Source organism: Bacteroides sp. 43_46 (genome assembly GCF_001915455.1).
Classification (GTDB): Bacteria; Bacteroidota; Bacteroidia; order Bacteroidales; family Bacteroidaceae; genus Bacteroides; species Bacteroides caccae.
The window spans coordinates 13,249-32,745 of record NZ_MNQN01000129.1; the positions used below are offsets into that span (position 1 = coordinate 13,249).

The following is a 19,497-nucleotide window of genomic DNA, read 5'->3' on the forward strand; positions in this document are numbered from 1 at the left end:
TAAGAGCATATGAAGGGTATTGTTTTAGCAGGAGGAAGTAGTACTAGATTGTACCCAATCACCAAGGGTATCAGTAAGCAATTGATGCCGATATATGATAAACCGATGGTTTATTATCCAATATCAGTACTTATGTTGGCAGGAATCCGTGACATTCTGATTATCTCGACCCCATACGATCTGCTGGGGGCTGGTAACGACTATGGGGTGAACTTCACTTATGCTGAGCAGCCTTCGCCTTATGGACTTGCACAAGCATTCACGATTGGTGCCGATTTTATAGGTAATGATAGCGTGTGCTTAGTATTGGGCGATAACATCTTCCATGGTGCGGGATTTACGAGCATGCTCAGGGAGGCAGTTCGTACGTAACTAATGATGACGTTCGTTATATTGTGGAAAGCATTAAAGAGGCAATCGTGAATATATCCTATTAGATTTATGAAATATGTAGGCCCCTAATTCATGCTATATACATGAATCCCTACATCTTATCGGCTGGGGAAAGTACAGCGGTACATACTTAACCGATGCCCTCATGTTGGCGTAAATGCCAGTATGAATTTCCTTTGTATATCAACTGTCTGGGAAGATCGTTGATATATTTTATTGATTAATAGCGGTTTATAATCTATCCTAAATAAAAAGAACTCCGGCAGGGGCTTTTTCCTTTTCTATACGAAATAAAAACTGCACCTTTGCATCGTTGATCAACGAAATGTGAATAAAATAACTTGAATTTGAATCTTAAAAAAACGTAGTATGAGTGTAATTTACAAAGTCATTACGCGGCCAACGGATCCGCGTGTTCCCAATTCTCCTAAGAGATTTTATCCGCATCTGATTACCTTGGGACAGTCTGTCAGTTTGAAATATCTTGCAGAGAAAATGAGGGATCGTTCTTCGCTTTCTGTCGGTGATATCAAGAGTGTGATTCAGAACTTCGTGGATAAGATGAAGGAACAGTTGCTGGAAGGTAAGTCGGTGAATATCGAAGGCCTGGGTGTATTTATGTTGGCTGCCCGTTCGAAAGGTGCAGATCTGGCAAAGGATATTACAGCCAAGAGTGTGGAGAGTGTCCGTATTTTCTTTCAGGCAAATAAAGAGTTGCGCATCACAAAATCTGCGACCCGTGAAGATGAAAAGCTGGACCTGATCAGTCTGGATGAATATCTGAAGAAGAACAGCGTGGTCGTATCTCCCGAAGACCCGGAAAATCCGGGTGAAGGTGGTGGAGAAGGAGGAGGTGGAGTAACACCTGATCCGTCTGTTTAATTGATGTCTGCTAATTGACAGTTGATAGTATTTTATAAATGTTTAATTTGGAAAGTAGAAAATCTATGAAAAAAACTTGGAGCATGATTTTGAAAGTGATTATTGCTGTTGCCGGTGCAATTGCCGGAGTGATCGGTGTACAGGCGGCAACAATGTAATTGGTATCTTAGAAGATATAATTAGGTATGAATGACAGGCGGGAAAAATCCCGCCTGTTTTGCGTTTTAGATATGTACGATTACACTTCTTCGCATACCCTCATTTCCATTCCTTTATATACTACTACAATTTTATGTAATTGCGTAGTACCAATGGCATTCTTTACCGTATCGGTATCAGCATAGCGGTTTGTTTGCGCAATGCCTTCCAGTCGCAATTCTTCCACACGGTTTTCGGGATCTTTGTATTTGGCATACTTCAACTCAATGACATAACTATGCTTCATGTCGGGATAAATGTCCAGCAACGGAGATAAGAAGATGTCTGCATATCCTTCCTGTGTATCGGCTTCTGAAATGGGACGGTAGAACCGGTTTTGGGCTGTCATAGCCAATGTAAAACCGTGCACAAAAGATTCGCCTTTCTGTTTGTCACGTTGGGAGGCATAGCGTTTCAGACAATCGGCTATGTAATCAAAATAAGTCTTCCATGTGCCTCGATAAGCGAGGGCACTGGATAATTCGTTCTTCTCATAGCTACTGAAACTTAGGTTAGCATCATTGTAGGTGTTCAACAGATAGGTGTACAGTTGTTCGCGGACTACCTGATTGGGGATGGTGAGTTTGCACTTTCCTTCATGCGTGCCACTGATAGTGAGCATACCGAAATAATAAAGCAGGCTCACGAAATTGTCGGGGTCAATAATACTGGCCGCCGGAAAACCTTTCTTCAGTTCTCCTGTGATATATCCCTGACTAACTAAGGTTTGTATAATGGAAGCATCATGGGCGAACTCTTTGTCCTTGCGAATGAGCATACGCAATTTTTCGTAGTCAATGCGTATGTTATCTTCTATCATGTCTTTTGGTGTCTCACCGTTATATTCGATATAATTTTTGACGAAATAAAGTACCATATTGGAATTGTACATGGTGGTTCGACCATAGGATTCCTGTGCAAAACAGTAGTTGTCATACCATGGTTTCATAAGCTCTATTAATTCATCAACGGTGTGGCTAAAATGACTTGTGGTAGAATAATAAGTCAACATTTTGCGAACTTCGTCTTCGGTGAACCCCATCATTTCGTTGAATCTTGGCGAGAGGGAGTAGTTGGTGCCAATATTGAAGCCACTGGTCAAGTCATCCATTGTTACGGGGCTGACACCAGTGATAAAACAGCGTTTGATGCTGGAATCTGTTCCGGATTTTATTTTGTTGAAGAAGGCACGCAGATAACCTTCTTTGTGTGTCTCGTCAGTGTAGCGGTTTAAACTGTCAACATCAGAAAGTATTGTATTGGTGAAGTGATCGTATTCATCGATGAAAAGATAAATCTTCTGATTGACGCGTGCACATTCTGTAAACAGATATTCAAACTGGCTGACTACTCCATCTTTTTCGGCCATTTTTTCCTTGATTCCCTCAGGTAGATAGTCGGCATAGACATCGCAAAAATAGTCGAATACAATTCTGCAATGTTCGTCCAAGCTCTTACGATAGTTATGTAATTCTCCGGTAATTCCCGAGAAATTTAGTTTTATTACTAAGTAGCTATTACGATCTTTAGTAGGATGTTTCCCGATATAGAGATCACCAAACAGGCTGTCAAACTTGTCCTTGGTACGTACATCATAATAATGTTGCAGCATATTCAAAGTCAGGCTTTTTCCAAATCGACGTGGGCGGATAAAGAAGAAAAAACGGTCTGATTGTTCTATCAAGGGGATGAAAGAGGTTTTATCTACATAATAATAATTGTCCAGGCGGATGTCCTCGAAGTTCATCATACCATAAGGTAACAACTTCCTGTCTGATGATACATATTCCATAATTTATGCCTTTTTATGAGTACACTTTGAAAGTATAGACAAAGATACGCTCTTTACTCTATATTTCCCAAACAAATGTTCTTTCTTTTTGTTCCAGGCTACTGAAAGAGTGTCACCCCATATTTTAACAAAACTGAAATAATAATCAAACTCGTTGGTTGCGTTCCGGATTTTATCTACCTTTGCATCTTAATTTAAGCATCTTTTTAAGTAAGAATAAACATGATTCGAAAAATAATAAAAGCTCTTTGGATTTTATTGGCAGTCGTGGTATTGGCTATCGTTGTTATCTTTGTTTCTATTTCAAAAGGTTGGATAGGTTATATGCCCCCTGTAGAGGAACTGGAGAATCCAAATTATAAATTTGCAACGGAAATTTTCTCTGAAGACGGAAAGGTGCTCGGAACCTGGTCGTACAGCAAAGAAAATCGTGTATATACGGCCTACAAGGATTTGTCGCCTAATATTATCAATGCTTTAATCGCTACGGAAGATGTGCGCTTCGTAGAGCATTCCGGAATTGACGCCAAAGCGTTGTTTCGTGCATTTGTGAAACGAGGTCTGATGTTTCAAAAAAATGCGGGTGGGGGTAGTACCTTGTCTCAACAGCTTGCAAAACAGCTATTTACTGAGAATGTGGCACGTAATACTCTTCAACGCCTTTTCCAAAAGCCGATTGAATGGGTGATTGCCGTGAAACTGGAACGTTATTATACTAAAGAGGAAATCCTAAGTATGTATCTGAATAAGTTCGACTTCTTGAATAATGCTGTGGGGATTAAAACTGCTGCACACACGTATTTCGGATGTGAACCGAAGGAACTGAAAGTTGAACAGGCTGCTACTTTGGTAGGTATGTGTAAGAATCCGTCACTCTATAACCCTGTTCGCTTTAATGAGCGTTCTCGTGGTCGCCGGAATGTGGTGCTTGAGCAAATGCGCAAGGCTGGTTATATCACTGAGGCAGAATGCGATTCTCTGAAAGCTCTCCCGTTGAAATTGACTTATAATCGCGTTGACCACAAGGAAGGAATGGCAACTTATTTCCGTGAATATCTTCGTGGAGTAATGACGGCACCGAAACCTGTCAAAAGTACCTATCGGGGCTGGCAGATGCAAAAATACTACGAGGATTCTCTTGCTTGGGAAACAAATCCGCTATACGGTTGGTGTGCAAAGAATAAAAAGAAGGACGGGACAAATTATAATGTCTACACTGACGGACTGAAAATCTACACAACTCTTAACTCGCACATGCAACAATATGCTGAAGAAGCGGTAGAAGAACATCTGAGCTTCTTGCAACCATTATTCTTTAAAGAAAAAGTGGGAAGTAAGAATGCTCCGTATGCGAGGTCTATATCGGCAAAACTTGTAGAGGAATTGCTGACAAAAGCAATGAAGCAAACTGACCGTTATCGTTTGATGAATGAAGCGGGAGCGTCTGAGCAGGAAATCAGAAAGGCTTTTGATACACCGCAAGAAATGACTGTGTTTTCTTGGACGGGAGCTAAGGATACGATTATGACACCCATGGATTCAATCCGTTATTATAAGTCTTTCCTGCGAACCGGATTTATGTCAATGGATCCGTTGAACGGGCACGTGAAGGCTTATGTGGGCGGACCGAATTATGTATATTTCCAATATGATATGGCAATGGTAGGTCGCCGTCAGGTCGGTTCTACTATCAAACCATATTTGTATACGCTTGCCATGGAAAATAATTTTTCTCCTTGTGATCAGGTACGTCATGTAGAGCAGACATTGATTACGGAAACAGGAGAACCGTGGTCGCCGCGTAACGCTAATAAAAAACGTTATGGTGAAATGGTAACTTTGAAATGGGGATTGGCCAATTCGGACAATTGGATTTCGGCTTATTTGATGGGGAAATTGAATCCGTATGAACTGGTTCGGTTGATTCATAGTTTCGGAGTACGCAATAAGGCCATTGATCCGGTGGTTTCACTCTGTCTGGGCCCTTGTGAGATTTCCGTCGGTGAAATGGTAAGTGCATATACAGCCTTTGCCAACAAAGGTATCAGGGTGGCTCCTTTATTCGTTACCCGCATCGAAGATAATGAGGGTAATGTGATTTCTACATTTGCTCCACAAATGGAGGAGGTGATCAGTGTTTCCAGTGTATATAAAATGCTCGTGATGCTTCGTGCGGTTATCAACGAAGGAACGGGAGCACGGGTGCGCCGCTATGGTATCACGGCTGATATGGGTGGTAAGACAGGTACGACAAACGATAACTCGGATAGCTGGTTTATGGGCTTCACGCCTTCATTGGTGTCCGGCTGTTGGGTAGGAGGTGACGAACGTGATATCCACTTCGGTTCGATGACTTATGGACAGGGCGCTGCTGCTGCATTGCCTATCTGGGCGAAATATATGAAAAAAGTATATGATGACCCGACTTTAGGATATGATCAGCAGGAGAAGTTCAAACTCCCTGAGGGATTTGATCCTTGTGCCGGTTCGGAAGCGTCGGACGGTGAAGTCTTTGAAGAAACCGGATTGGACGATCTGTTTAATTAAGAATCAGCTTCTTATGCACAAGTGTATTATTTGCATTGGAAGTAACTACAACCGGAAGGAGAATCTGCTTTTAGCACGAAAGAGATTAGCGGATTTGTTTCCTTCCATTCGTTTCACGACCGAACGGGAAACACAACCTTTGTTTTTCCGGAGTCCGGCATTGTTCTCCAATCAAGTGGCACTGTTTTTCTCCGAAGCGGAAGAAGAAAAAGTGAAGAAGGAATTGAAAGCTATCGAGAAATGTGCCGGTCGTCGTCCGGAAGATAAGAAAGAAGAAAAAGTTTGTCTGGATATTGATTTACTCTCTTTTGACGACCGGGTGTTGAAGCCGGAGGATCTGAAAAGGGAGTACATCGTGAAAGGATTAGAAGAATTAAAATAAAATCAGATATGAAATTTCTGGGAATTATACCTGCCCGTTATGCATCCACTCGTTTCCCTGCGAAACCATTGGCTATCTTGGGCGGAAAAACAGTGATACAACGTGTGTATGAACAGGTAGCAGGGGTACTTGACGATGTCTATGTTGCTACGGACGATGAGCGGATCGAAGCTGCAGTGAAAGCATTTGGAGGGAAAGTGGTAATGACGTCTGTTGATCATAAAAGTGGTACGGACCGTTGTTACGAAGCTTGTACTAAGATCGGAGGTGATTTTGATGTTGTTGTCAATATACAAGGTGATGAGCCTTTTATCCAGCCTTCACAACTTAATGCTGTAAAAGCTTGTTTTGAAGACCCGACTACACAGATTGCCACATTGGTAAAACCTTTCACTGCCGATGAACCGTTTGCCGTTTTGGAAAATGTGAACTCTCCGAAAGTGGTGGTTAACAAGAATTGGAATGCACTGTACTTCAGCCGTTCCATTATTCCTTATCAGCGTAATACTGAAAAGCAGGACTGGCTGAAAGGGCATACCTACTATAAGCATATTGGTCTGTACGCTTACCGCACGGACGTATTGAAGGAAATAACTGCCTTGCCGCAATCTTCTTTGGAACTGGCTGAGTCTCTGGAACAACTTCGCTGGTTGGAAAACGGATATAAAATTAAAGTAGGTATTAGCGAAGTGGAAACTATTGGTATTGATACACCGCAGGATTTAGAACGTGCAGAAGAATTTTTGAAGAGTAGGTCATAATATGAATCGTAAGATACAACCCGAAATACAAACCCTGAAAGATTTTCGTATTCTTCCTCCTGTCCGGACTACGTTACCTAATGGTATTCCGTTGACTGTAATCAATGCCGGTGAGCAGGATGTGGTACGCATGGATATACTTTTCGGTGGGGGACGTTGGCAACAGTCGCAGAAATTGCAGGCATTGTTTACTAACCGGATGCTGCGTGAAGGCACAAAGAAATATACGGCTGCCACAATTGCCGGAAAACTGGACTATTATGGTTCATGGCTGGAATTATCCAATTCTTCGGACTATGCTTACATTACTGTTTATTCATTGAATAAATATGTGGCGGAAACGTTGGAAGTGGTGGAGTCGATGATTAAAGAGCCGTTGTTTCCGGAAAAGGAGTTGCATACGATTTTGGATACTAATATCCAACAATATCTGGTCAATACCTCCAAGGTGGATTTTCTGGCACATCGTAGTTTGTTACAGTCTCTTTACGGAGAACAACATCCATGTGGGAAGGTTGTCGTGGAGGAGGATTATCATGCTATCACTCCCGAAGTTCTTCGTAATTTTTATGAACGGTATTATCATTCGGGCAATTGCTCTATTTTTCTTTCCGGCAAGGTGACGGAAGATATTATTCGACGGGTGAAGGATACGTTCGGCTCTCCATTCGGGCAATATCAGTTGCAGACATCGAAATTAAATTTCCCTTATATTGCCGTGCCAGAGAAACGGATTTTTACGGAACGGGAAGATGCGATGCAAAGTGCCGTAAAAATGGGATATACTACTATCACCCGTGAGCATCCCGATTATCTGAAGTTACGGGTATTGATGACTGTATTCGGAGGTTACTTCGGTAGTCGCCTGATGTCTAATATCCGGGAAGAGAAAGGATATACTTATGGTATTTCGGCAGGAATTATGTTCTATCCGGATAGTGGTTTACTGATTGTTTCGACGGAAACGGATAATGAATACGTAGAACCGTTGATTCAGGAAGTGTATCATGAGATCGATCGTTTACATCAGGAGGTTGTGCCCGTAGAGGAACTGTCTATGGTGCGCAATTATATGCTTGGCGAAATGTGCAGGAGCTACGAATCGGCTTTTTCACTGTCGGATGCATGGATTTTTATAGCTACTTCCGGCTTGGGAGACGACTATTTTTCACGTTCTTTGCAAGCTGTACAGGAGGTTACACCTGCCGAATTACAGGATTTGGCGCAGCGTTATTTGTGCAAAGAGAAATTAAAAGAGGTCATAGCAGGTAAAAAGATATCATAAATTACTTTCCGATAGGGGGCTTTTTGGGAGAGAAATCGTATCTTTGTCCAAATTGTAATTTTAATGAGTAACTACTAAAACCAATGAGGAAATATCTATATACTACACTTTTACTGGCTCTCCTTGCTCAAGGAGGAGCAATGGCACAAGATAACGAAGGAAAAAAAAGCGGATTTTTCGGAAAAATAAAAGATACATTCTCCACTGAAATAAAGATTGGAAATTATACTTTTAAGGATGGCAGCGTCTATACGGGAGAGATGAAGGGACGCAAGCCGAATGGCAAAGGAAAGACAGTCTTTAAGAACGGTGATGTCTACGAAGGGGAGTATATAAAAGGAAAACGTGAAGGATTCGGAATTTATATGTTCCCTGATGGAGAAAAATACGAAGGTCAATGGTTTCAGGACCAACAGCATGGTAAGGGTATTTATTACTTTATGAATAATAACCGTTACGACGGTATGTGGTATCAGGATTATCAGCATGGTGAAGGAACAATGTATTATCATAACGGTGATTTATACGTAGGACATTGGGTAAATGATAAACGTGAGGGCGAAGGTACATATACCTGGGCGAACGGTGCGAAATATTCCGGGCATTGGAAAAATGACAAGAAAAACGGCAAAGGAACCATGAACTGGGACGACGGCTGTAAATATGACGGTGATTGGAAAGATGATGTCCGTCATGGAAAAGGTACTTTTGAATATACCAACGGTGATAAATATGAAGGCGACTGGGCAGATGATATCCAACACGGAAAGGGGACTTACTTTTTCCATACAGGAGACCGCTATGAGGGTTCTTATCTCTTAGGTGAGCGTACCGGTGCAGGAGTTTATTATCATGCTAATGGTGATAAATATGTAGGAAACTTTAAAGATGGTATGCAGGACGGAAGAGGCACTTTTACCTGGGCAAACGGTGCTGTGTATGAAGGTGAGTGGAAAAATAATAAACGTGAAGGTAAGGGTACTTATAAATGGAGTAACGGAGACGTATATGAGGGCGACTGGAAAGATAACCGCCCGAACGGTCAGGGAACTTTAAAAACTGTTGCCGGAATGCAGTATAAAGGTGGTTTTGTAGACGGTCTGGAAGAAGGACAAGGTGTACAGACCGACAAGGATGGTAACCGCTTTGAAGGTTTTTTCAAACAGGGAAAAAAGAATGGTCCTTTTGTAGAAACTGATAAGGACGGAAAAGTTATTAAAAAAGGAACATATAAGTTCGGAAGATTACAATAGAGAATTGTGGATAAATGATAGTAGGCTGCGCATTGCGTGGCCTTTTTTTTGTGTATATTATCCCTGAAGGGTAAAATAAAAATGGATAATGACCATGACAGTCATTATCCATTTTATTATTTTTCAGTCGACTCTTTTATTAAATAATATATTGTGAACTGATAGATTCGTTATTCATTACTCGTTTGATAGTTTCAGCAAACATATCGGCAATACTCAACTGTTTTACTTTCGCACATTTCTTTGCGTAAGGGATACTGTCAGTAAATACCATTTCTGTCAAGCCGGACTCTTGTACACGGAATGAAGCAGGGTCGGACATTACACAGTGGCTGGCAATAGCACGTACGGACTTGGCACCGGCTTCCAACATAATGTTGGCTGCTTTAGTGATCGTTCCTGCTGTGTCAACAATATCATCGATCAAAACAACATTTTTGTTTTTCACGTCACCAATGATTTGCATAGAAGCTACTTCATTTGCTTTTTCACGTGATTTGTTACAGAGTACCAATGGCACACCGAGGTATTTGGAGAAAGTACTAGCACGTTTTGAACCTCCTACATCCGGTGTAGCAATCACCAGCTCTTCCAGTTTCAACGACTGGATGTAGGGGAGGAATACGGCTGATGCATACAGATGGTCTACCGGGATATTGAAGAATCCCTGAATTTGATCTGCGTGCAAATCCATTGTAATTAGTCGGTCGATACCTGCTACTGACAGTAGATCGGCTACCAACTTAGCTCCGATAGATACACGAGGTTTGTCTTTTCTATCCTGACGTGCCCAACCAAAGTAAGGGACAACTGCTACAACGCTCTTTGCAGATGCACGTTTGGCAGCGTCAATCATCAGGAGAAGTTCCATTAAGTTGTCTGAGTTTGGGAATGTGGATTGAACCAGGAATACATGTGCGCCACGAATTGATTCCTCATATGAAACCGCAAATTCACCATCGGCAAAATGGGTAATGTTCATATTTCCCAGAGGACAATCCAGGCTTGCGCAGATTTTTTCTGCAAGATATCTCGAGTTCGTTCCCGAGAATACCATAAAGGGTGCTTTTTCGCTCATTTTGTAATAGATGTTACCTATTTGTTAATTTGCCTGCAAAGGTAGGAATTTCTCTTATTATTTTGCTTTCTGAAAACAGAAAATCACTAAAATGAGTTCACGCTTTCCTCTATATATAATAGGTATAGTGTTGTTTGCCTCTTTTTTTTCGTGTACGGATATGGTGCCGACAAAAGAGGTACGGTTGATTGATTCGCTGAACGGGAAGGCGTATGCTTATCGTTACCGAAGTCTTGATTCTTCCTACAAATATGCTGATGCGGCCTATCGACAGGTAAATTTTTACAAATCGGGAAAAGCCGAAGCTTCTAATAATCTTGGTTTTTGTGCGTATATGAATATGGACTTTGACCGTGCGGAAGCATTACATAAGGAAGTCTATAAGCTGACAAAGAATGAACTCGAACTCCTGATTGCTGATATCGGGCTGATGAAAATCTGCCAACGGACGGCAATGAACAAAGAATATTATGATTACCGGAACAGTGCGCTTCGCCGCATGAAACGTATCCGCGAAGAAAGTGACCTCTTTGCCGACCGGCACGAAACACTTCGGCTGGACTATGCGTTTACCGAGTTTTTTATCGTTTCGTCTATCTACTACTATTATCTTCAGCAGCGGCAGGAAGCGATTGACGCCCTCAACCAGATTCCGGAGGATGAAGCATTGACAGATACCAATCAGTTGCTTTATTATCATTATATCAAGGGCTCGGCTTCATTGGTGGAAGCAAATAATCCGGAAGAAAGAAAGCTTCGTGAGTTCGACCAGCTTTACTATACATGGCGGACAGCCGTTCAAAGTAAGAACCCTTATTTCGAAGGGAATGGTTTGCAAGGATTGGCTAATCTGATGGTTTCTCCTACCAATTTCGAGTTTTATCGGGTAAGGAGGACGCATGCACTCGACCAATTCGATTTTCCGGTGGATTCACTTATGCCTTTGCGTATGGCACAGTTGGCACTTGAGAAATTTCAGGAATATGATGATTTATATCAGATTGCCGGGGCGTATGTGTCTATCGGTAAGTATCTGAATGCGCATGGTCGTTATTCGGAAGCACTCGATACATTGACAAAAGCACTGGATTGTGTGAATCAACATCATCTGCTTTATTATCATTATAAGGCAGATACACTGGACAAATTGTGGCCTTATGCCGAAGGGGATACGACTTACACCGGAGTACCGTGGATTACGGAAGAGAAGGTTAAAACTGTTCCCGAATGGATTTCAAGGATTCGCGAGCAGTTGAGCGTTTCGTATGCAGGATTGGGAATGAAGCACGCATCGGACTATAACCGGAATATTTATCTGGATATTCTGAACTTTACACGGCAGGATAAGGAATTGGAGAGCCGCTATATTTCATTGGAAGCAGGTTCGCGGCAAATGACTCTCGTACTATCTGTGGTCATTGTTGGGTTGGTGCTGGTAGTTATTCTCTGGTGGTTCTTCAATAAGAGTTCCAAAACACGAAATCAGGTGGATGTGGAACGACTACAACAGATTCTATCGTTATGTAGGGATATAACTTCTTCTATTCCGATGAATGTTCCTTTAATTCAGCAAGGAATTGACCAATTATTCGGCAAAGGACGGATGACATTGGAAATACCCGAAGAGGGGAAAGCGGCACTTGTTCCTGTGCACCGATTAAGCAAAGACGAGAAAGCGCTGGTGCATGTGCTTGAGCCATATATTATTTGGGCTGCTGATAATGAACAAATGGTAGAGGCATTGAGCGACGAACGGATTCAATTGGAAAAACAACGGTATGTGTACGAGCAGCATATTGCCGGGAATAAACGCCAGAATCTGATAAAGAAGGCTTGTCTGGCGATTGTAAATGGCATCAATCCATATATTGACCGGATTTTGAACGAGGTACATAAGTTGACAGAGAAAGGTTATATTGACGATGAGAAGATTAAGAAAGAGAAGTATCAGTATATTGACGAACTGGTGACTACTATCAATGAGTATAATGACATTCTTGCTCTTTGGATCAAGATGAAGCAGGGAACTCTTAGCCTGAATATTGAAACATTCGGTCTTAATGAGTTGTTCGATTTATTGGGAAAGGGACGTCGTGCCTTTGAGATGAAAGAACAGACGTTAGAAATTGAACCGACCCATGCTATGGTGAAGGCGGACCGTGCACTGACCCTATTTATGATAAATACGTTGGCCGAGAATGCCCGCAAATATACTCCTGAGGGAGGTGTAATCAAGGTGTATGCACGTACTACGGATTCTTATGTGGAGATTTCTGTAGAAGATAATGGAAGGGGGATATCAGCCGAAGATGTGGCACAGATTATTGGTGAGAAAGTGTATGATTCACGTGTTATCGGTATGAAGAATGCCACGGATGCAGATGAATTGAAGGAAAATAAGGGTAGTGGCTTCGGATTGATGAATTGTAAGGGAATCATCGAGAAATATAAGAAAACGAATGAACTGTTCCGAGTATGTGTATTCAACGTGGAAAGCGAACTTGGAAAAGGGAGTCGCTTTTATTTCCGTTTGCCTTCGGGAGTGCGCAAAGTAATTGGAGTGCTACTTTGCCTCTTACTTCCGTTTGGTATGGGGTCTTGTCTGTATGATCCGATTCCTCCGATGTTACAGGATACCGATTCGATTGTGGTTATTACGGATTCTGCTTATGAAGATTTGTTGGATGCTGCATCAGATTATGCCAATGCTGCTTATTTCGCTAATGTGGATGAGCAGTATGAGATTGCTTTGCAATATGCTGATTCTGCCATATTGTTGCTGAATGAGCATTATCAGAAATATGCGCGCCCGGATGCTACGCATCGGTATATGAAGCTCGTCGGTGAAGGTATACCTGCTGAGATTCTGTGGTGGAACGAACTTTTTGATTCGGATTATCATGTGATATTGGATATAAGAAATGAGGCGGCGGTTGCTTTTCTGGCATTGAAACAATTGGATGCGTATAGTTATAATAATTCGGCGTTTACAGATTTGTATAAGTTGCAGGGAGAAGATCAGACATTGGAAGGATATTGTCGGCAACTGGAACGTTCGAATATTAATAAGACAGTGGGAATTATCCTTTGTTTCGTTTTGTTGATTGTTTCTTTGGTAGGATATTATCTTTTGTATTTGAGGAAGCGGATACAAAATCGTTTGAGTTTGGAACAGGTACTTGAAATTAATCAGAAAGTATTTGCTGCTTCCCTGATTCGACCGCAGGAGCAGGAAAATGCAGAAGCGCTCCAAAGGGAAGAAAGTACGCTCAAAGAGATTCCGCAACGTATCGTAGATGAAGCATTCGGCTCGGTAAATGAGTTGTTGACGATTGACCGGATGGGGATTGCCGTTTATAATGAAACGACACATTTGTTGGAATATGCTTCGAGTCCCGGACAGGAAATGCCGGAAATGGTGCAGCTATGTTTTGATTCAAGAGAATATATTTCCGAGCAACATCGTCAGGCAATACCTCTCATGGTAGAAGCGGGAGGTGAACACCAATGTGTCGGTGTGCTTTATTTGGAACGAAGAGAAGGGACGGAACAGGAAACTGACCGTTTGCTTTTCGAACTGGTGGCACGTTATGTAGCTATTGTCGTATTTAACGCTGTGGTGAAACTGGCAACGAAATATCGTGATATTGAGTCGGCGCATGAGGAAACGCAACGGGCGTCTTGGGAGAACAGTATGTTACATGTACAGAATATGGTACTTGATAATTGTCTTTCGACTATCAAGCATGAAACGATTTATTATCCGAATAAGATTAAACAAATTATAGGTCGGCTGAATGCGCAGAACCTTTCGGAGAAAGAAGAAAAGGAGGCAGTGGAGACTATGACGGAGTTGATTGAATATTATAAGGGGATCTTTACTATTTTGAGTTCATGTGCTTCCCGCCAGTTGGAAGAGGTTACTTTCCGGCGGACCACGATTCCGGTTCAGGAGCTTTTCGAAACTGCCGGAAAATATTTCAAAAAGTCTGTAAAGAACCGTATGGATAAGATAGAGTTGGAGATGGCTCCGATAGATGCAAGAGTAATAGGAGATGTAAACCAGTTGCGTTTCTTATTGGAGAACCTGATTGATGAAGCATTGACGGTTCACGAAGACGGAGTATTGCGTTTGCAGGCTCGTAAGGATGATGAGTATATACGTTTTCTTTTCACGGATACAAGACGTGAAAAGAGCGTGTTGGAGTTGAATCAACTATTTTATCCGAATCTGGCACGTATGACGTCCGGAGAAAAGGGAGAATTGAGGGGGACGGAATATCTCGTATGTAAGCAGATAATCCGCGATCATGATGAATTTGCAGGGCGTAGAGGATGCCGTATTAATGCCGAACCGGCCGAAGGCGGAGGGTTTACGGTTTATTTTACTATTCCACGCAGATAATGAAAAAGAACACATATAAAGTTATTAGATAAGGAAATGGAAGAACAGAAATTTAAAGTTATTATTGTAGAAGATGTAAAACTGGAGTTGAAAGGTACAGAGGAGATTTTTCGCCATGAGATACCCAATGCAGAGGTTATTGGTACAGCTATGACCGAAAATGAGTTCTGGCCGTTAATGGAGGCACAACTTCCCGATTTGGTGTTGCTGGATTTAGGATTGGGAGGTTCAACCACTATCGGTGTTGATATATGCCGGAATATATTCAAACGTTACAAAGGAGTTCGGGTTTTGATATTTACGGGTGAAATTCTGAATGAAAAGTTATGGGTGGATGTGCTCAATGCCGGTGCTGACGGAATTATCCTGAAAACAGGGGAACTGCTCACCAAAACAGATGTGCAGGCTGTAATGGACGGAAAGAAGTTAGTTTTCAACTATCCGATTTTGGAAAAGATTGTAGATCGTTTCAAAAAATCGGTAGCTAACGATGCCAAGCGTCAGGAGGCGGTGATTAGTTATGATATTGATGAGTATGATGAGCGTTTCTTACGTCATCTGGCTTTAGGATATACGAAAGAAATGATTGCCAGTCTGAAGGGAATGCCTTTCGGAGTGAAGTCATTGGAAAAACGACAGAATGATCTTATAGGACGCCTTTTCCCTAATGGGGAACGGGTGGGAGTAAATGCTACCCGTCTAGCAGTGCGTGCATTAGAATTACGTATTATCGACTTGGATAATCTGGAGGCTGACGAAGAATAAATCTTGAGACAGATGAAGAATAAATGGCGTATGCCTCACCCCGCTACGATGTTTCTTCTGCTGACAATAGCAGTGGTCTTTCTTTCATGGATATGTGATATTTATGGATTGAAGGTGACGCTGCCACAAACCGGTGAGGAGATTCGCGTACAGAGCTTATTGAGTCCGGAAGGAATTCGCTGGTGGTTGCGGAATGCTATCAAGAACTTTACCGGATTTGCACCGTTGGGTATGGTGATTATTGCTATGTTCGGACTGGGGGTTGCCCAGCATTCAGGATTTATTGGTGCATGCATCCGTTTGGGAGTGGGGAACCGGAAGGAGAAAAGGAAGGTTATCTTGTGGGTAATCGTTCTTGGCTTGTTGTCCAACGTTATTGGCGATGGCGGATATATTATCTTATTGCCTATTGCCGCCATGCTGTTCCAATGGGTAGGACTTCATCCGCTTGCAGGAATTATTACGGCTTATGTTTCAGTGGCATGCGGATATAGTGCAAATATTGTATTAAGCACAATGGATCCGTTGCTGGCTCATACCACTCAGGAAGCTGCACTAGCTCAGACAGGATATCAGGGAAATACCGAACCACTTTGCAATTATTTTTTCATGAGTGCTTCTACCGTAGTAATTACTGCTATTGTTTACTGGCTGACTCAGAAATGGCTTCTTCCCGCTTTAGGAAAATATGAAGGAAGCGTGAAAGTGGAAGCTTATCGGCCCTTGTCCCGTAAAGAACGGCGGGCGATAATGATTTCGATTATTGTAGCAGGAATTTATGTAGCTCTTATCTTATGGCTTACGTTTTCTTCTCATGGGATATTACGTGGCGTGAACGGTGGTTTGATGCATTCGCCTTTTATTGCCGGAATTCTTTTTCTTCTTTCCTTAGGGGCGGGCATCACGGGAATGGCTTACGGGTTCAGTTCCGGTCGTTATCGTTCCGACAATGATGTGATTGAAGGGCTTACCCAACCGATGAAACTTTTGGGTGTTTACTTTGTTATTGCTTTTTTTGCCGCTCAAATGTTCGCCTGCTTCGAGTATTCTCATTTGGATAAGTGTCTTGCTATTATGGGAGCTGATCTGCTTTCTTCTTTCGAGCCGGCTCCGTTATCTGCACTTGTTCTCTTTATCCTGTTTACAGCGTTTATCAATCTGATTATGGTATCTGCTACTTCCAAGTGGGCATTTATGTCTTTTATCTTTATCCCGATGTTTGCACAAATGGGAATCTCTCCGGATATCGCACAGTGCGCTTTCCGTATTGGTGACAGCTCGACAAATGCTATTACGCCTTTTATGTTTTATATGCCTCTGGTATTGACATATATGAGGCAATATGATAAACAAGTTACTTATGGGACATTACTCAAATACACTTGGCGCTACTCTGTAGGTATTTTAGCTGCATGGACGCTATTCTTTATTATTTGGTATTTACTGAGGATACCAATGGGACTATAATTTATATTAATAAATCAACCATGAATGAATTAAACAACAGGGAACAAGAGCAATATGCCGAGCCCACGACAAAAAAGAGTAGTAAGCAAATCGTAAAACGTACCTTGGTGGTGATAGGGTTGGCTTTGGCGGTATATGTAGTATACTCCGTGATTTATCTGTTTATCTCACCCGATCGTAATATTCAGCAGATTTATCTGGTTCCGGAAAATGCGGCATTTATTATTCAATCATCAGCTCCGATTGAAGATTGGGAGAAATTTAGCGGAAGCGAAACATGGCAATGTCTGAAAAAAGCGAAGTCTTTTGAGGAAGTTACGAAGAGTGTGGAAAAACTTGATTCAGTTGTGAAAAGTAACAAGGTGCTGTTGTCACTTGTCGGCAAACGGGATATGCTTATTTCACTTCATAAAACCCGCGCGACTGATTGGGATTTTCTGCTCATTCTGGATATGCAGAAAGCTTCTAAAATGGACTTGGTGAAAGATCAGCTTGAGACGGTTCTTGTAATGAGCGGCTTCACTGTTACTAACCGGATGCATAGTGGCATTAACATTCTTGAGATGCGTGATCCGGATACGCGTGATATCTTTTATATTGCTTTTGTGGATAATCATCTGGTAGGTTCTTATACTTCCGGGCTTATCGAATCGGCTATTGATTCACGTAACAAACCTAAAATCGGACTTGATCAAGCTTTTATTGAAACCGAGAAACTAGTTTCCGGTAAAGGACTCGTCAGGGTTTTTATCAACTATGAGCGTATCCCACAGTTTATGTCTATCTACCTGGGAACAAGGAATGAATATATTGATATGTTCAGTAATTCTATGAATTTTGCCGGTCTTTACTTGAATATGGGTAAGGATAAAATGGAGGTGAAAGGTTATACGTTGAAGAAAGATTCAGTAGATCCTTATATCACTGCCTTGCTGAATTCCGGAAAGCATAAAATGAAAGCGCATGAAATCTTGTCCGGACGAACGGCCCTTTATACGAATATTGGTTTTAATAATCCGATGACTTTTGTGAAGGAATTAGAAAATGCCCTCTCTGTTCATGATAAACAGTTGTATGATTCGTATCAAAATTCCCGAAAAAAGATTGAAGGACTGTTCGGTATCTCTTTGGAAGAAAACTTTTTGAGCTGGATGTCTGGAGAGTTTGCTATTACACAATCTGAACCGGGGTTACTTGGGCGTGAACCCGAACTGGTTTTGGCTATCAGAGCAAAAAGTATAAAGGATGCACGTGAGAACATGGAACTTATAGAAAAGAAGGTCAAACGTCGTACTCCGGTTAAAATTAAAACTGTTAATTATAAGGACTTTGAAATTAATTATGTCGAGATGAAAGGGTTCTTCCGACTGTTTTTCGGAAAACTATTTGATAAGTTCGAGAAACCCTATTATACTTATGTGGATGATTATGTTGTTTTTAGTAATAAAGCTGCATCTTTACTCTCATTCGTAGAGGATTATGAACAAAAGAACTTGTTGAAAGACAATCCGGGATTTAAAGATGCTTTTTCATATCTGAAATCCAGTTCTACGATTTTCTTATATACGGATGTACGTAAGTTCTATTCCCAGTTGAAGCTAATGATGAATCCTGCCACATGGAATGAGATACAGTCAAATAAGGATGTTTTGTATTCTTTCCCTTATTGGACTATGCAAGTGATAGGAGATAGCCAGTCTGCTTCTTTACAATATGTTATGGATTATAGTCCATACGAACCGGAAGAACTTGTTGAGGTTGCTACCGATGAGGAAGATGAAGAAATGAATGAAGATGTTGTGACCGAGAAAGAACAGTTAAGTGAATTGAAACGTTTCTATGTCGAAAAGTTTGAAGGAAATGTTCTACGTGAATTTTATCCGGAAGGAGCACTAAAGAGTGAAGCGGAAGTAAAAGAGGGAAAACGTCACGGACGTTATCGTGAATATTACGAAAATGGAAAATTAAGACTTCGTGGTAAATATTCGCATAACCAACCTAAGGGTACTTGGAAATATTATACCGAGGAAGGGAAGTTTGAGCGTAAAGAGAAGTTTTAAAGAACTTCTCTTATTCTGACCTACATGTTCAATCGTTTATCTTCTGCGCTGCAAAAGGAAGTTGTCTATAAAAGCGAAAGTAATTAAAAAATAAATCCGATAACTCTTTTCAAGTTATCGGATTTTATTTGTGATTCAAGTAACGTTCTTTAATCGCCTGATTATTAATCATTTGTATAAACGTATGGCCTACAATATGCCTACATTTCTTATCTATTACAGGTTATTT

13 protein-coding genes and 1 pseudogene are annotated in these 19,497 nt (G+C 41.5%); 12 read left to right on the plus strand and 2 right to left on the minus strand.

All coding sequences use genetic code 11. The features are described 5' to 3' along the window. Positions 1 to 9: 9 nt before the first annotated feature. The 3 genes and pseudogenes from BHV72_RS16115 to BHV72_RS16125 form a co-directional block, all read left to right on the plus strand. Positions 10 to 369: pseudogene (locus BHV72_RS16115) on the plus strand (sugar nucleotidyltransferase); the annotation flags it as partial. 393 nt (positions 370 to 762) lie between these two features. After that, positions 763 to 1,275, plus strand: a complete 513-nt coding sequence (locus BHV72_RS16120; protein WP_005675963.1) for an HU family DNA-binding protein — start codon at positions 763 to 765, stop codon at positions 1,273 to 1,275. Positions 1,276 to 1,340: 65 nt separating this feature from the next. Continuing rightward, entirely contained in the window at positions 1,341 to 1,433 is a 93-nt protein-coding gene (locus tag BHV72_RS16125; RefSeq protein WP_022042037.1) for a smalltalk protein, read from the plus strand. Between the two features lie 80 nt (positions 1,434 to 1,513). Here the strand turns inward: BHV72_RS16125 and BHV72_RS16130 are convergent, their stop codons facing one another. Next, complete coding sequence (locus BHV72_RS16130) at positions 1,514 to 3,265, minus strand: AAA family ATPase (protein WP_149921777.1); 1,752 nt, start codon at positions 3,263 to 3,265, stop codon at positions 1,514 to 1,516. A 222-nt stretch (positions 3,266 to 3,487) separates the two neighbouring features. Between BHV72_RS16130 and BHV72_RS16135 the strand changes: the two genes are divergently transcribed. The 5 genes from BHV72_RS16135 (at position 3,488) to BHV72_RS16155 (ending at position 9,493) form a co-directional block, all read left to right on the plus strand. Further along, positions 3,488 to 5,812 carry a transglycosylase domain-containing protein gene (locus BHV72_RS16135; protein ID WP_005675961.1) on the plus strand — a complete coding sequence of 775 codons (2,325 nt, stop codon included), beginning with the start codon at positions 3,488 to 3,490 and terminating at the stop codon, positions 5,810 to 5,812. A gap of 13 nt (positions 5,813 to 5,825) precedes the next feature. Further along, complete coding sequence (locus BHV72_RS16140) at positions 5,826 to 6,194, plus strand: 2-amino-4-hydroxy-6-hydroxymethyldihydropteridine diphosphokinase (RefSeq protein WP_005675960.1); 369 nt, start codon at positions 5,826 to 5,828, stop codon at positions 6,192 to 6,194. An 8-nt stretch (positions 6,195 to 6,202) separates the two neighbouring features. Continuing rightward, positions 6,203 to 6,955, plus strand: coding sequence for a 3-deoxy-manno-octulosonate cytidylyltransferase (gene kdsB / locus BHV72_RS16145; protein ID WP_055171283.1), 753 nt, complete (start codon positions 6,203 to 6,205; stop codon positions 6,953 to 6,955). Position 6,956: 1 nt separating this feature from the next. Next, positions 6,957 to 8,240, plus strand: coding sequence for a M16 family metallopeptidase (locus tag BHV72_RS16150; protein WP_122295153.1), 1,284 nt, complete (start codon positions 6,957 to 6,959; stop codon positions 8,238 to 8,240). A gap of 83 nt (positions 8,241 to 8,323) precedes the next feature. Continuing rightward, complete coding sequence (locus tag BHV72_RS16155; RefSeq protein ID WP_005681002.1) at positions 8,324 to 9,493, plus strand: phosphatidylinositol-4-phosphate 5-kinase; 1,170 nt, start codon at positions 8,324 to 8,326, stop codon at positions 9,491 to 9,493. Between the two features lie 139 nt (positions 9,494 to 9,632). Here the strand turns inward: BHV72_RS16155 and BHV72_RS16160 are convergent, their stop codons facing one another. Continuing rightward, a complete protein-coding gene (locus BHV72_RS16160) occupies positions 9,633 to 10,571 on the minus strand; it encodes a ribose-phosphate pyrophosphokinase (RefSeq protein ID WP_005675955.1) in 939 nt (312 codons plus the stop codon). Between the two features lie 91 nt (positions 10,572 to 10,662). Here BHV72_RS16160 and BHV72_RS16165 point away from each other — a divergent pair, with 91 nt between their 5' ends. The 4 genes from BHV72_RS16165 to BHV72_RS16180 are packed head-to-tail and all read left to right on the plus strand — an operon-like array spanning position 10,663 to position 19,268. After that, a complete protein-coding gene (locus tag BHV72_RS16165; protein WP_286856683.1) occupies positions 10,663 to 14,976 on the plus strand; it encodes a sensor histidine kinase in 4,314 nt (1,437 codons plus the stop codon). Positions 14,977 to 15,012: 36 nt separating this feature from the next. Next, positions 15,013 to 15,741 (plus strand): DUF5932 domain-containing protein, encoded by a 729-nt coding sequence (locus tag BHV72_RS16170; RefSeq protein WP_005675953.1) that lies wholly within the window; start codon positions 15,013 to 15,015, stop codon positions 15,739 to 15,741. A 12-nt stretch (positions 15,742 to 15,753) separates the two neighbouring features. Continuing rightward, on the plus strand, positions 15,754 to 17,208 hold the full coding sequence (locus BHV72_RS16175) for an AbgT family transporter (RefSeq protein ID WP_005675951.1): 1,455 nt from the start codon (positions 15,754 to 15,756) through the stop codon (positions 17,206 to 17,208). 20 nt (positions 17,209 to 17,228) lie between these two features. Then, entirely contained in the window at positions 17,229 to 19,268 is a 2,040-nt protein-coding gene (locus BHV72_RS16180; RefSeq protein WP_005681007.1) for a toxin-antitoxin system YwqK family antitoxin, read from the plus strand. Positions 19,269 to 19,497 lie beyond the last annotated feature (229 nt).